Source organism: Actinomadura sp. NPDC000929 (genome assembly GCF_040492065.1).
Taxonomy (GTDB): domain Bacteria; phylum Actinomycetota; class Actinomycetes; order Streptosporangiales; family Streptosporangiaceae; genus Spirillospora; species Spirillospora verrucosospora.
In genome coordinates this window covers 57,780-71,622 of sequence record NZ_JBEUPA010000002.1, presented here as the reverse complement: position 1 = coordinate 71,622, position 13,843 = coordinate 57,780, and the positions used below count along the sequence as shown (strand labels likewise).

At 71.7% G+C, this 13,843-nt stretch carries 11 protein-coding genes and 1 tRNA gene; 8 read left to right on the top strand and 4 right to left on the bottom strand.

Translation table 11 applies throughout. The features are described 5' to 3' along the window. Positions 1–17 precede the first annotated feature (17 nt). From ABWI04_RS01135 to ABWI04_RS01125, 3 genes are all read left to right on the top strand, one after another. Positions 18–2,429, top strand: coding sequence for a M4 family metallopeptidase (locus tag ABWI04_RS01135; RefSeq protein ID WP_345185132.1), 2,412 nt, complete (start codon positions 18–20; stop codon positions 2,427–2,429). An 83-nt stretch (positions 2,430–2,512) separates the two neighbouring features. Further along, positions 2,513–4,021, top strand: coding sequence for a M28 family peptidase (locus ABWI04_RS01130; protein WP_353831050.1), 1,509 nt, complete (start codon positions 2,513–2,515; stop codon positions 4,019–4,021). Between the two features lie 134 nt (positions 4,022–4,155). After that, positions 4,156–4,368 (top strand): DUF2277 domain-containing protein, encoded by a 213-nt coding sequence (locus tag ABWI04_RS01125; protein ID WP_179844599.1) that lies wholly within the window; start codon positions 4,156–4,158, stop codon positions 4,366–4,368. On the opposite strand, the gene ABWI04_RS01120 is transcribed toward ABWI04_RS01125, so the two are convergent. Beyond that, positions 4,365–5,387: an aspartate-semialdehyde dehydrogenase gene (locus tag ABWI04_RS01120; RefSeq protein WP_345185137.1), complete on the bottom strand. Its 1,023-nt coding sequence runs from the start codon at positions 5,385–5,387 to the stop codon at positions 4,365–4,367. The two genes, ABWI04_RS01125 and ABWI04_RS01120, sit on opposite strands and share 4 nt — an antisense overlap. 97 nt (positions 5,388–5,484) lie before the next feature. Further along, positions 5,485–6,636 (bottom strand): acyl-CoA dehydrogenase family protein, encoded by a 1,152-nt coding sequence (locus tag ABWI04_RS01115; protein ID WP_353831049.1) that lies wholly within the window; start codon positions 6,634–6,636, stop codon positions 5,485–5,487. Between the two features lie 138 nt (positions 6,637–6,774). On the opposite strand from ABWI04_RS01115, the gene ABWI04_RS01110 reads away from it, so the two are divergent. Continuing rightward, positions 6,775–7,089, top strand: a complete 315-nt coding sequence (locus ABWI04_RS01110; protein ID WP_345185144.1) for a PspC domain-containing protein — start codon at positions 6,775–6,777, stop codon at positions 7,087–7,089. Here the strand turns inward: ABWI04_RS01110 and ABWI04_RS01105 are convergent. Continuing rightward, positions 7,086–8,414 (bottom strand): MFS transporter, encoded by a 1,329-nt coding sequence (locus ABWI04_RS01105; protein ID WP_353831048.1) that lies wholly within the window; start codon positions 8,412–8,414, stop codon positions 7,086–7,088. The genes ABWI04_RS01110 and ABWI04_RS01105 overlap by 4 nt on opposite strands. 95 nt (positions 8,415–8,509) lie before the next feature. Beyond that, a complete protein-coding gene (locus ABWI04_RS01100) occupies positions 8,510–8,860 on the bottom strand; it encodes a metallopeptidase family protein (protein ID WP_378190846.1) in 351 nt (116 codons plus the stop codon). Positions 8,861–8,883: 23 nt separating this feature from the next. Here ABWI04_RS01100 and ABWI04_RS01095 point away from each other — a divergent pair, with 23 nt between their 5' ends. The 4 genes from ABWI04_RS01095 to ABWI04_RS01080 all read left to right on the top strand — a co-directional run bounded on the left by ABWI04_RS01095 (position 8,884) and on the right by ABWI04_RS01080 (position 13,815). Further along, positions 8,884–10,524 carry a metallophosphoesterase family protein gene (locus tag ABWI04_RS01095; RefSeq protein WP_345185150.1) on the top strand — a complete coding sequence of 547 codons (1,641 nt, stop codon included), beginning with the start codon at positions 8,884–8,886 and terminating at the stop codon, positions 10,522–10,524. Between the two features lie 71 nt (positions 10,525–10,595). Next, positions 10,596–10,671: transfer RNA gene (locus ABWI04_RS01090), tRNA-Glu, on the top strand. A gap of 495 nt (positions 10,672–11,166) precedes the next feature. Then, a complete protein-coding gene (locus ABWI04_RS01085) occupies positions 11,167–12,090 on the top strand; it encodes a DMT family transporter (protein WP_345185152.1) in 924 nt (307 codons plus the stop codon). 213 nt (positions 12,091–12,303) lie between these two features. Then, a complete protein-coding gene (locus tag ABWI04_RS01080) occupies positions 12,304–13,815 on the top strand; it encodes an RtcB family protein (RefSeq protein ID WP_353831047.1) in 1,512 nt (503 codons plus the stop codon). Positions 13,816–13,843 lie beyond the last annotated feature (28 nt).

Genomic DNA, 13,843 nt, shown 5'->3' with positions numbered 1-13,843 from the left:
GTGGAAGGAGCACCCCCGTGCGACACCAGACCGCGATCGGGGCGGCGGCGTTGTCCGTCGGCCTCGCCGTGGCGATGTCCTCGCCCGCCTCAGGTGCGACACCCCGCACCGCCCCCGGCGCCCCGGCCAAGCCGGACCCCCGCGCCGTCGCCGCCGCCTCGGCCGACCGCCTGGTCGCGGCGAAGCCCGCCGCGTTCAAGAAGGCCCCCAAGGACAAGATCGTCCGGCGCGGGGTCACCTCGGGCCTGCGCGGCCTCCAGTACGTGGCCTACGAGCGCACCTACGACGGCCTGCCCGTCTACGGCGGCGACTTCGTCGTCACCACCAACGCGAGCGGCGGCGTGCTGAGCACCTCCGTCGACCAGACCCGCACGCTCGACGTGTCGACCAGGGCATCGGTCGGCGAGGCGGAGGCCGCCAGGACCTCGCGCGCCCGCGTGTCCAAGGTCGAGACCGCCTCCACGCCCCGCCTGACGGTGCTCGCCGAAGGCGCGGGACGGCTCGTCTACGAGACCGTCGTCAGCGGCACCCAGAAGAAGGCCCCGACGAAGCTGCACGTGTTCGTCGACGCCAAGAGCGGCAAGGTCGTCAAGACCTACGACGAGGTCCGGGACGCTGCCGACGACCGCAGCTACTACCACGGCACCGTGGACCTCAGCACCGCCGCCACGTCCATGACCGACCCGCAGCGCTCCGGCATCCGGTGCGGCGGCCAGAACGGCTCCGCCTACACCGGCACCGACAGCGCCTGGGGCAGCGGCAGCGGCACGGACCTGGAGACCGCCTGCGTCGACGCGCTCTACGCCGTCCAGAAGGAATGGGACATGCTGGGCTCCTGGCTCGGCCGCAACGGCATCAACGGCAGCGGCGGCGGCTTCCCGCTCCGCGTCGGCCTGAGCGACGTCAACGCCTACTGGAACGGCAGCTACACCAACTTCGGCCACAACCAGGCCGGCACCAAGCAGGCCACCTCGGTCGACGTCGTCGGCCACGAGAACGGCCACGCCGTCTTCACCACCACGCCCGGCGGCGACAGCGGCGGCAACGGGAACGAGAAGGGCGGGATGAACGAGTCGGCCGGCGACATCTTCGGCGCGCTGACCGAGCACTACATGAACGAGCCCGCCACCCTCGACCCGCCGGACTACCTGGTCGGCGAGGAGGTCGACCTGGTCGGCCAGGGCCCTATCCGCAACATGTACAACCCGTCCGCGCTGGGCGACCCGAACTGCTACTCGTCCTCGATCCCCAGCACCGAGGTGCACGCGGCCGCCGGCCCGCAGAACCACTGGTTCTACCTGCTCGCCGAGGGCTCGAACCCGAGCAACGGCAACCCGACCAGCCCCACCTGCAACAACTCCACCGTCACCGGCATCGGCATCCAGAAGGCCGGCCAGATCTTCATGGGCGGCCTGAACCGCAAGGTGACGAGCTGGAGCCACGCCCGCGCCCGCGTCGAGACGATCAACGCGGCGCTGCAGCTGTTCCCCGGCTCGGCCACCGAGTGCAACGCGGTGAAGGCGGCGTGGAGCGCGATCAACGTTCCCGCGCAGAGCGGCGAGGCGGCCTGCGGCACCCAGCAGAACGACTTCTCGGTCACGCTGAGCCCCGGCTCGGGCAGCGCCCAGGCGGGCGGGACGGCGACCGCCACGGTCGCCACCCAGACCACGGGCGGCACCGCCCAGCAGATCTCGCTGTCGGCGACGAGCAGCCCGTCCGGCCCGACCGCGACGTTCTCCCCATCCACGATCACCTCGGGGCAGTCGTCCACGATGACCGTCACCGTCCCGGCCGGGACCGCTGACGGCACCTACCGGCTGACCGTGCTCGCCGACGGCGCGTCCGTCGACCGCACGGCCACCTACACGCTGACCGTCGGGCAGGGCCAGCCCGGCTCCGTCTACTCCGACGACTTCGAGTCCGGGACGGGCTGGACGACCAACCCGAACGGCACCGACACCGCCACCGCGGGCCGCTGGGAGCGGGGCACCCCGCAGCCGACCAGCTACTCCGGCACCAACCTGCAGCTCGCCGCCGCGGGCGGCAGCGGCGCCCTCGTGACGGGCGCGGCCGCCGGAACCGACGCCGGAACCTACGACCTCGACGGCGGCGTCAGCAGCGTCCAGTCGCCGGCGATCAGCCTGCCGAGCGGCACCCTCTCGCTGAAGTTCTCCTGGAACTTCGCCTACCTCAACAACAGCTCGACCGACGACTACCTGCGCGTCCGCGTCGTCGGCGCGAACGGGTCGAGCACCGTGCTGAACCAGAGCGGCGCCGCGGCCAACAAGGCCGGGGCGTGGCAGACGGCGACGTACGACCTGTCCGCCTACGCCGGCCAGTCCGTCCGCATCCTCGTCGAAGCGGCCGACAACGGAACCGGCAGCCTCGTCGAGGCCGGCATCGACAACGTCACCATCACCAAGGCCTGACCGCCCCCCGCCCGCGGCCCGCGACGGGGCCCGCTCCCCCGTCGCGGGCCGCGCCCTACCTGGAGGAACGCATGAGATCGCGCATGATCGCGAGCTTGGGCGCGGCGGCCCTCGCGGCGTCGGCCCTGCTCGCCCCGTCCGGCGCCGCGGCCGCGCCCGCCCCGCTGGCCGCCCCCGACATCTCGCTCGCCAACGTCAAGGCGCACCTGTCCCAGCTGCAGAGCATCGCCACCGCCAACGGCGGCAACCGCGCCCACGGCCGCCCCGGCTTCCGCGCCTCGATCGACTACGTGAAGGGCAGGCTGGACGCCGCCGGCTACCAGACCAGCGTCCAGTCGTTCACCTACAACGGCTCCACCGGCTACAACCTCATCGCCGACTGGCCGGGCGGCGACACGAACAACGTCCTGATGACCGGCGCGCACCTCGACAGCGTCACGGCCGGGCCCGGCATCAACGACAACGGCTCCGGCTCGGCCGCGAACCTGGAGATCGCCCTCACCATCGCCCGCGAGAAGTACGCGCCCAAGCGGCACCTGCGGTTCGGCTGGTGGGGCGCCGAGGAGCTCGGCCTCGTCGGCTCCACCAACTACGTCAACAACCTCGCCTCCACCGAGCGGTCGAAGATCAAGGGCTATCTGAACTTCGACATGGTCGGCTCCCCCAACCCGGGCTACTTCGCCTACGACGGCGACGGCTCCAGCGGCAGCGGCGGCCCCGCCGGATCCGCCGAGATCGAGCAGACGCTGCGCGCCCACTTCCAGTCGATCAACGTGCCCGTCCAGGACACCGCGTTCGACGGACGCTCCGACTACGGGCCGTTCATCCGGTACGGGATCGCCGCCGGAGGCCTGTTCACCGGCGCCGAGGGACGCAAGACGACGCAGCAGGCGCAGCTGTGGGGCGGCCAGGCCGGCGTCGCGTTCGACCGCTGCTACCACTCGTCCTGCGACACCACGTCCAACATCGACGACACCGCCCTCGACCGCAACGCCGACGCCATCGCCCACGCCGTCTGGACGCTCGGCGGCGACGGGGGCACCACGGAACCGCCCGGCGACACCGTCTTCACCGACGACCTCGAATCGGGCACCGGCTGGACGACCAACCCGAACGGCACCGACACCGCCACCGCGGGCCGCTGGGAGCGGGGCACCCCGCAGCCGACCAGCTACTCCGGCACCAACCTGCAGCTCGCCGCCGCGAGCGGCAGCGGCGCGCTCGTGACGGGCGCGGCCGCCGGAACCGACGCCGGGACCTACGACCTCGACGGCGGCACCACCACCGTCCAGTCGCCCGCGATCGCGCTGCCCGCCGGCTCGAAGACGCTGTCGTTCTCCTGGTACCTCGCCCACCTGAACAACAGCTCCACCGACGACTACCTGCGGGTGCGGGTCGTCGGGCCGAACGGCTCCACGACCGTCCTCGACCAGGCCGGAGCGGCGGCCAACCGCGCCGGCTCCTGGCAGACGCAGACCGCGGACGTCTCCGCCTACGCCGGCCAGACCGTCCGCATCGTCGCCGAGGCCGCCGACAACGGAACCGGCAGCCTCATCGAGGCCGGCCTCGACACCATCAAGATCACCAAGTAGCCGCAGGCTGTGTCGATCGCAGTGCCCTCCTCCGCCTGGCCTCTGGCCCGGCGGGGGAGGGCACAGCGACGGAATCGCCTCGCCTGCCTGGCGGCACGGTGCGGGTTGTCGGTGGGGCGGGGCAGACTTGAGTCATGTGCCGCAGTATCAAGACGCTTCGACCGCCGTACTCCGACGACGTCACCGACGAGGACGTGCGGGCGGCGGCGCTCCAGTATGTGCGCAAGATCTCCGGGTTCCGGGCGCCCGCCTCGCATAACGCGGAGGCGTTCGACCGGGCCGTGGAGGAGATCGCGCGGAGCACCGCCGCCCTTCTCGAAACCCTGGAGGTGCGGGGGCGCCGTTAGCCCTCGGCGGCGACCAGTTCGGCGATCTGGACGGTGTTGAGGGCCGCGCCCTTGCGCAGGTTGTCGCCGGAGCAGAACAGGGCGAGGCCGTTCTCGACGGTCTCGTCGCGGCGGATGCGGCCCACGTAGGTGGGGTCCTGGCCGGCGGCCTGGAGCGGCGTCGGGACGTCCGAGAGGACGACGCCGGGCGCCCCCGCCAGCAGCTCGCTGGCGCGCTCGGGGCTGAGCGGGCGCTCGAAGCGGGCGTTGACCTGCAGGGAGTGGCCGGTGAACACGGGGACGCGCACGCAGGTGCCCGAGACCTTCAGGTCCGGAAGCTCAAGGATCTTGCGGCTCTCGTTGCGGAGCTTCTGCTCCTCGTCGGTCTCGGCGAGGCCGTCGTCGACGATCGAGCCCGCCATGGGGAGCACGTTGAACGCGATCGGGCGCACGTAGACCGACGGCTCGGGGAACTCCACGGCCGTCCCGGCGTGGGTCAGCCGGTCGGCGGTCTGGACGGTCTTGGCGGCCTGGTCGTGCAGCTCGGCGACGCCGGCGAGGCCGCTGCCGGAGACGGCCTGGTAGGTGGAGACGACGAGGGCGGTCAGCCCGGCCTCGGCGTGCAGGGGGCGCAGCACCGGCATGGCGGCCATCGTGGTGCAGTTCGGGTTGGCGATGATGCCCTTCGGGCGCTGCCTCGCGGCGTGCGGGTTGACCTCCGCCACGACCAGCGGGACGTCCGGGTCCATCCGCCAGCCCGAGGAGTTGTCGATCACGACGGCTCCGGCGGCGGCGACCTTCGGCGCCAGTTCCTTGGACGTGGTCTTGCCCGCGGAGAACAGCACGATGTCGAGCCCGGTGTAGTCGGCGGCCGCCGCGTCCTCGACGGTGACCTCGCCGCCGTTCCACGGGAGCCTGCGGCCCGCGGAGCGCGCGGAGGCGAAGAGCCGCAGCTCGTCGACCGGAAATCCTCTTTCGGCCAGGATCTCGAGCATCTTGGCCCCGACCTGTCCGGTGGCCCCGACGATGCCGACTCTCATGCCGCTCCCTCGTGTAGATCGCTTGACCGGGCGAGTCTGCCCAGGTCGGATACAGGACGTCCAGTGATTAACCCTACGCGGAGGGGTCGAGCACTGCTTAACGGAAGGCGTCCAGCCCGGTGACGGCCTTCCCGAGGGTCAGCAGGTGAACCTCCTGGGTGCCCTCGTAGGTCAGGACGCTCTCCAGGTTGTTCATGTGCCGGATCACCGGGTATTCGAGCGTGATCCCGTTGGCGCCGAGGACGGTGCGGGCCTCCCGGGCCACGTCCAGCGCGGCGCGGACGTTCGCGAGCTTGCCGAACGAGACCTGCTGCGGGGTCGCGTTCCCCTCGTCCTTCAGCCGCCCGACGTGCAGGGCGACGAGGCCCGCCTGGCCGAGTGCGACCTCCATCCAGGCGAGCTTCTCCTGCGTGAGCTGGAACGACCCGATCGGCTTGCCGAACTGCACGCGGGTCTTGGCGTAGTCGACGGCCGCCTCGTAGCAGGACCGCCCGGCCCCGACCGCGCCCCACAGGATCCCGTACCGGGCCTCCGAGAGGCAGCCGAGCGGGCCCTTCAGGCCCTTCACTCCGGGCAGCATCGCCGACTCCGGCAGGCGCACGCCGTCCAGCACCAGCTCGGAGGTGACCGATGCCCGCAGCGACAGCTTGCGGTGGATGTCGCTCGTGGTGAACCCCGGAGTGCCCTTGGGGACGAGGAAGCCGCGGATCCCGTCGTCGGTGCGCGCCCACACCACCGCGACGTCGGCGATCGAACCGTTGGTGATCCACATCTTGGCGCCGTCCAGCACCCAGCCGGCGCCGTCCCGGACGGCGCGGGTGAGCATGTCGCCGGGGTCGGAGCCGCGGTCGGGCTCGGTCAGCCCGAAGCAGCCGATCGCCTCCCCCGCGGCCATCCTCGGCAGCCACTCGTTCTTCTGGTCCTCCGACCCGTACTTGTGGATCGCCGCCATCGCCAGCGAGCCCTGGACGGACACGAAGCTGCGCAGCCCCGAGTCGGCCGCCTCCAGCTCCCGGCACGCCACCCCGTAGGCGACGGCGCTCGTCCCGGCGCAGCCGTAGCCCTCCAGGTGCATGCCGAGCAGGCCCAGCTTGCCCAGCTCGGGGGCCAGCTCGCGCGCGGGGAACGTCCCGTCCTCGAACCAGGCCGCCAGGTGCGGCGCCACCTTCTCCGCCACGAAGGCGCGCACGGTGTCGCGGACCATCCGCTCCTCGTCGGTGAGCCGGTCGTCTACGCGCAGCACGTCCATGCGGGGTCTCCTCCGTCCGGGGCCGTCCGCGACGAGGGTACGTCGCTGGGCCGACCCTGACCGGGCAGGGGTGCGATCAGGGATGAATCAGGGCGAATCCGGATGTCAGAGTTACCTTTCGCTGGGCATGATCGAGGCATGGACATGGACAAGACCACGGGCAGGCAACTCCGCCGCACGCACGAGGGACGCATGGTCGCCGGGGTGTGCTCCGGCGCGGGCCGGTTCCTCGGCGTCGACCCCAACATCCTCCGGCTCGGCCTGGCCATCTTCACGATCTTCGGCGGCGCCGGCGTCGCGCTCTACGCGATCGCGTGGCTCCTCATCCCCGAGGAGGGCGCGCAGAAGTCGGTCGCCGAGGACCTGTTCAAGAAGGCGAGCGACTCCCCGACCGTCCAGGACGCGGTGCAGAAGACGAAGGACGCGGTCAACAAGAACCGCACCCACGCCTAGGACGCCGGGATGCCGGACAGCTCGTCGCCGCCCCCGGCGGAGGGGGTGACGACGACGGGTTCGACGTGCTCGCGCGTCCCGGCGACGACGCCGCCGCGGACCTGGTTCCAGCCCAGGGTGAGGATCGCGGCGGCCGACAGGCCGAGGACGCCCGCGAGCGCCACCACCGTCTCCGGCCCCAGCACCTGGGCGGCGGCGCCGCCGACGAGGATGCCGACGCCCTGACCGGCGAGGATGCCGGACTGGGCGAGCCCGAACGCCTGCCCCCGCCCCGACGCGGGCACCGCCCCCACGAACGCGGTGTTGGCGGCGAGCTGGTAGGCGCCGCCGACGCCCGACAGCGCCCACAGCACGACGACGCACCACAGCGGCGGATGCGCGCCCGCGCCGATCAGCGGCAGGCACGCCAGCATCGACATCCAGCCCATGACGTGGAGCCGGCTCGCCGGACGGACGAACCGGCTGAACATCAGCGACCCCACCACCATGCCCGCCGGCATCGCCGCCAGCAGCAGCCCGGCCGTCACCGCCCCGCCCCCGAACGTCGCCGCGTACGGGACGGCCAGGCCCTCGGGGATCACGTAGAACGCGCACAGCCACGCGAACAGCACCAGCGACCGCAGCACCGGATCGCCGAACACCAGCCGCACGCCGTCGCGCGTCCCCCGCCACAGCCCGAGCGACTGGGGCTCCCTGCTCCGCTGCGCGGGCCGCCGCCGCAGCCCGCCGATCAGCACGACGGCGGACGCGCCGAACGTCAGCGCGTCCAGCCCGAGGGCCTCGTAAGTCCCGACGACGGCGACGGCCGCGCCGCCCAGGAGGAAGCCCAGGACCTGCGTGATCTGCTGGGTGACGCTCGCGATCGCCGAGCCCGCCACATATCGGTCGCCTTCCAGCACGTCCGGCATGACCGCGGCGCGGGCGGCGGAGAACGGCGTCCCCAGCAGCACCGTCAGGAACACCAGCCCCGCGAGCCCCGCGACCGGCATCGGCACGAGCGCCATCACCGCCACCAGCCCGGCCCGCAGGACGTCGCAGACGACCATGACCGTCCGGCGCGGGAACAGGTCGGCGAGGCCGGACAGCACCGGCCCGCCCACGATCGGCGGGATGTAGGTCAGCGCGTACATCAACGCCGTGAGCAGCGTCGACCTGGTGTGGTCGTACACGAGCACGGCCAGCGCGACCTGCGCGAGCTGGTCGCCGACGAACGACAGGGCCTGCGCGAGCCAGAGAGCGCGGAACTCGCCCACCGCGAACACCTCGCGGTAGGTCGCCTGCTCATCCGGCGGACGACGATGCCGGCCGGTCTGCCTTCCCGCCACGCACGCTCCAGTTCAGCCCGCCCGGTGCCGGGCGCCCTCCCCTATTAACTCACGCTGCGTGGCAGTCGCGTGACCTACAGTGCGCATTTCCCTGATCAATATCCGAGTTCGTGCAGTCGCTCGTCGCTGATCCCGAAGTGGTGCGCGATCTCGTGTACGACTGTTATCCGGACTTCTTCCACAACGTCCTCCGCGGTGTCGCAGATCCGGAGGATCTCGTGGCGGTAGATCGATATGTGATCGGGCAGGACGGCCCCGTACCAGTCGCCCCGCTCGGTGAGGGGGATGCCCTGGTACAGGCCGAGAAGGCCGCGCTCGGGCGCGTCGTCCTCCACGACGATGACGACATTGCGCATGTGGGCGGTCAGCTCCGGCGGCACACTGTCGAGAGCCTCCGCCACGAGGTCCTCGAACGCCTCTCGCGACAACTCCATCACACTGGTCATTCTGCTCGACAGAAGGGGAACACGTGCCCAAGGTCCGCGCCGCGTCGACCCAGGCCCTCGCCGCCGTGCGCGCACAGGCCGCGCGCGCCCGCGCCGCCTGCTCGCCCGTCACCCGCCGCGCCCGGCCCGTCCTCACCAGCCGCTGGACGCGGTTCTCCCTCGTCATCGTCGTCGGCCTCGCCGGAGGCTATCTCGGCCTCCTCGCCGGCGGCAGCTACGTCACCCCCGTCGGCCCCGCGGACGTCCAGCTCACCCTGCACCCGTCCCTGCACGGCGGGACGACCCTGAAGCTGCCCCCGCTCGGCTCCCTCCGCCTCGACACCCACGGGGGCCCGGTCTCCCTGGAGGCCCGCCTCACCGACCTGCGCCCCGACCAGGCCAAGAAGCTGATCGAGGACGACACCGAGGTCGACCGCCTGACCGACCAGATCGCCGGCCAGCTCCGGCACGGCCTCGCCGAGCTCCTCCTGCGCGCCGTCCTCATCGGCCTGGCCACGAGCTTCGTCGCGTCCCTGGCCCTCTTCCGCTCCTGGCGGCGCGCCCTGCTCGGCCTGGGCTCCGCCGCCGCCGGCCTCGTCGCCCTCACCCTCATCACCTGGGGGACGTTCAACCCCCAGTCCATCGCCGAGCCCCGCTACACCGGCCTGCTCGCCAACGCCCCCCAGGTCGTCGGCGACGCCCGCAGCATCGTCGAGCGCTTCTCCGCCTACCGCGCCCAGCTCGCCCGCCTCGTCGGCAACGTCTCCGAGCTGTACGCCACCACCTCCACCCTCCCCACCTACGAGCCCGACCCCTCCACCATCCGCGTCCTGCACGTCTCCGACATCCACCTCAACCCCGCCGCCTGGAACGTGATCAAGTCCGTCAGCACCCAGTTCAAGGTCGACCTCATCATCGACAGCGGCGACCTGATGGACCACGGCAGCAAGCCCGAGGACAAGTTCGCCGACGAGATCTCCGGCCTGAAGGTCCCCTACGTCTACGTCCGCGGCAACCACGACTCCAAGGTCACCCAGAAGGCCGTCGGGCGGGAGAAGAACGCCATCGTCCTGGACGGTGAGACCCGCGAGGTCGCGGGCCTGCGCGTGTACGGCCTCGGCGACCCCCGCTTCACCCCCGACAAGAGCACCCGCGACGACTACGTCGGCGCCGACCAGCTCCGCGCCGAGGGCCTCAGGCACGCCGACGAGCTCCGCAAGGCGGGCAAGCTCCCCGACCTCGTCGTCACCCACGACCCCACCGAGGGCGAAGGCTTCTCCGGCGTCGCCCCCATGGTCCTCGCGGGCCACACCCACACCCGCTCGACCAAGCTCCTGCCCACCGGCACCCGCCTGTTCGTCCAAGGCTCCACCGGCGGCGCCGGCCTGCGCGGCCTCGAACACGAGGAGCCCACCCCCATCGAGCTGTCCGTCCTCTACTTCAGCCGTGCCAGCCACCGCCTCCAGGGCTGGGACGACCTGCGCCTCGGCGGCCTCGGCCTCACGTCCGCCCAGATCGAACGCCACCTCGAACCCGCCCCGGACCGCCCCGTCACGCCCCAGCCCCCGGCCGCGTCCCCGCCCGCGTCCCCGACGTCCCCGTTCCCCTCGGAGTTCCCGTCCGACTGGCCGTCCCGCACCCCGTCCCCGACCGTCACCCCGTCGCGCACCACCTCTCCGAGGTAACCGTTTGCACGCCGCCCCGCCGCGTCCTCTAGACTTGGCGAGTCGAGTGGCGACCAAGTCCGCCACCACGGGCCCCCTTCGTCTAGCGGCCTAGGACGCCGCCCTTTCAAGGCGGTAGCGCCGGTTCGAATCCGGTAGGGGGTACCACCCACACTGCTGCATGATCATTAGCCGTCCAGGTCGTCACTTCCCGTGACGCCTCCGATGGCACTCCGTAGTCGCATGGGGTCCCAGCCCTCCACCGCCCCTTCAGATCGGCGTCGAGGACCCCTCCGGCGATCCCCCTGCACCGGCCGCGGAGCACCCGGGGCGTGTTCACCCGGGCGGCGTTCGCCCGGCCCCTGGCGGCGCGAGGCGGAGCGGCCTCTCGGACGGAAACGGTTCCCGTTCCCCCTTCCACTCGCCTGATAAGATCGCCGCGAAATAAAAACTGAAAAAGCCGTCTCGGCTCTTCAGTCGTCCGTGGAAGCGGGCGCACGAAGGGCCGGGGCCAACGCCTCCGGGATCCCTTTGTGCGCCCCAACAAACAAAGGGGTTCCGGTGGAAAAGAAATGGCGCCCGCGAGTTTTGCTCGCAGGCGTCCGCAGATACCTGGAGACGCTGTCGAGCGATCTCCGGGCTGCGGACAAAGGAATGCTCGCGATGGTCATGATCGCGAGCGCGGCGGGTGTCGCCAACGGCTTCATCCTGGCGCTGACGGGCGTGACCAAGAGTGTCGGGCCGCTGACGGCGGCCTGCGTCTCCGTGTTCTTCGGAACGCCGGTCATGTGGGTGTTCTTCAGACCGTCGCTGCGAAGCCGCTGGTCCGTATGGATGCCGTCCCTCCTGCTGGGCCTCAGCATGGGGGTGAACAACCTGGCCTACCAGAACGGCTTGCGGTGGGTTCAGTTGCAACTCCTCCAGCCGCTCTCGTTCCTGTTCAGTGCCATCTTCCTGATCGGCCCCAGGGTCGTGCGGGACGCCAGGAGCGGGAGGTACTCGACCGCCATGTGGCCGGTCCTGGCCGGGCTCGGTATCTGGCTCCTGTCCGCCGACACGGCCGGCGGCGCGGGCGGGCGAGCCTTCACCGACGCGATACCGCGGATCCAGGTGCTGGGCCTGCTCGTTCCGGACTGGGGGCTGGGACTCGGAACCCTGTTCCTCACCGCGGCCACCTACGCCTACTACAGCAGGAAGATGGAGGTCTTCGGCAAGGATGTCCGCGGGAAGATCAACACTCTCGCCGGCATCCCCTGCTTCGTCGTCCTCGGGCTGGGCGCGCTGGCGTTCGAGAGCGACTGGGCCGGCATCACCGACGGCTACTGGCTGTATCTGCTGATCTGCGCGTGCAGCGGGATGGTCCTCTCGCTTCTCAACGGAGTCGTCATGGTGTGGGCCTTCGACAGGGGGCTTCTCGCGTCCACGACCGTGATGCTCTCCCCGCTGCGAACCCTCCTCGGAACGTTCCTGGGGATGGTCGCGGCGCACACCGCCCCCGGCCCCCTGGGACTGGCGGCGATCGGCCTGATCCTCGTCGCCTCCTTAGGAGCGGCGGTGATCCAGAGTCGTCAGGACGGCTCTGAGTGACCCGGCGGCGGGGAGGCTCTGCCTCCCCGCCGTTCGCGTGCCACCGGACTAATCCGGTTGGCCGGGCCGCCGGGCCCGGCTAATGTTCGTCCCACCTCGCGGCTGCTGAACCTCGGGGAGTCCATCGCCCACGGAGCGATGTCCCGTGCGTCCGCTCTGGACGATCACGTCTGAGACCCATGCCCGAAATCCAGCAGCCACCAAGGAAAGCCCATGACCGCGTCCCCGCAGGATTCCCGCCTCGTCCGCATGGACGACGGCTGGCTCCGTCTCCCCAACCGGTGGGACATCCCCGTCGAGATCTGCGCCGGCGCCGACGTGCCGATAGAGCCCAGCGCCATCGACGAGATCCTCACCGTGCTCGAAACCGCCGGCACCCTGGCGCGGCTCGCCGACGCGACCGGGCACCCGGGCGCGGTCATCGACCGCGTCGCGCTCACTCCGGACCTCCACAAGGGCGCCGGGATCCCCATCGGCACCGTGCTGCGGACCAGCGGCGCGCTGATCCCGCAGGCGGTCGGCAACGACATCAACTGCGGCATGCGCCTGGAGACGACCTCGCTCACCGTCGACCAGGTCCGTCCCCGGCTGGACGCGCTGGAAGGGCGGCTGCGGCACCTGTTCTTCGAGGGCGGCCGGCGGATCGCGCTGTCGGGGCTCCAGCGGGAGGCCCTGCTGCGCGACGGGCTGCCCGGCCTGCTCGCGGCGCCGGGAGATCCCGCGAGCGGCATCTGGTCGCAGTACCGGCCCGAGGACGTGCGGCCGGGCCGGATCCACGGCGAGCGGTACCCGGTCACGACCGCCGAGCCGTTCCGCGACTGGATCGACAGTGCGGGCGGGACCAGCTACGACAGCATCATCGGCAGCGTCGGCGGCGGCAACCACTTCGCCGAACTGCAGTACGTCGCGTCGGTCCACGACCGGCAGGCCGCCTACGCCTGGGGGTTCGAGCCCGGGCAGGTCGTGCTGATGGTGCACAGCGGCTCGCTGTCGCTGGGGCACCAGGCGAACGCCGACGGCCTGGAGCGGGCGAGGAAGGCGTGGCCCGCGTCCGTCCCGCTGCCGGACAACAAGATCCTTCCCATCCTGCTCGGCGAGCGGAACAAGGCCGCGCTGCGGCGCTACCTCGACGCGTTCGGCAACGCCGCCAACTTCGCGGTCGGCAACCGGTTCTTCCTCTCGCTCATGCTGCGCCAGGGCCTCGCCGCGGAGTGCGGCGACCTCACCGGCGACCTGGTCTACGACGCCCCGCACAACCTGCTGTGGCGGCACGACGACGGGTCGGTCGTGCACCGCAAGGGCGCGACGCCCGCGGGCGGGTACGCCGACACGGCGGGCGGGCCGTACGCGATGTGGGGCGAGCCGGTCATCGTGCCCGGGTCGATGGGGGCGGCCAGCTACGTGCTGCGGGGGCGCGGCGACCCGCGGACGCTGGCCAGCGCGTGCCACGGCGCCGGCCGCCGCGTTCCGCGCGGCGCGGCGTCCCGGGCCGGCGACGCCGAACTCGACGCGTTCCTCACCGGGTTCCGCGTGGTCACGCCCCTCGACCACCGCGACCCCGCGGTCACCCGCCGCGCGGACGTCATGGCCGCCTGGCGGCGCGACCTCAAGCAGGAGGCGCCGTGGGTGTACAAGGACATCGGCCCGGTCGTGTCCAGCCTCGAACGGGCCGGCGTCGCGGACCCGGTGGTCGAGCTGCGGCCGCTACTGACCGTCAAGGGATGACCCGCCGGGCGGGGCCGGCCGTCCCGGC

Excerpts from the sequence above, each read along its gene's own strand:
- ABWI04_RS01125 (WP_179844599.1), top strand. The coding sequence starts at position 4,156 with ATGTGCCGCAGTATCAAGACGCTTCGACCGCCGTACTCCGACGACGTC.
- ABWI04_RS01110 (WP_345185144.1), top strand. The coding sequence starts at position 6,775 with ATGGACATGGACAAGACCACGGGCAGGCAACTCCGCCGCACGCACGAG.
- ABWI04_RS01130 (WP_353831050.1), top strand. The coding sequence starts at position 2,513 with ATGATCGCGAGCTTGGGCGCGGCGGCCCTCGCGGCGTCGGCCCTGCTC.
- ABWI04_RS01080 (WP_353831047.1), top strand. The coding sequence starts at position 12,304 with ATGACCGCGTCCCCGCAGGATTCCCGCCTCGTCCGCATGGACGACGGC.
- ABWI04_RS01100 (WP_378190846.1), bottom strand. The coding sequence starts at position 8,860 with ATGACCAGTGTGATGGAGTTGTCGCGAGAGGCGTTCGAGGACCTCGTG.
- ABWI04_RS01115 (WP_353831049.1), bottom strand. The coding sequence starts at position 6,636 with ATGGACGTGCTGCGCGTAGACGACCGGCTCACCGACGAGGAGCGGATG.
- ABWI04_RS01120 (WP_345185137.1), bottom strand. The coding sequence starts at position 5,387 with ATGAGAGTCGGCATCGTCGGGGCCACCGGACAGGTCGGGGCCAAGATG.
- ABWI04_RS01085 (WP_345185152.1), top strand. The coding sequence starts at position 11,167 with ATGGTCATGATCGCGAGCGCGGCGGGTGTCGCCAACGGCTTCATCCTG.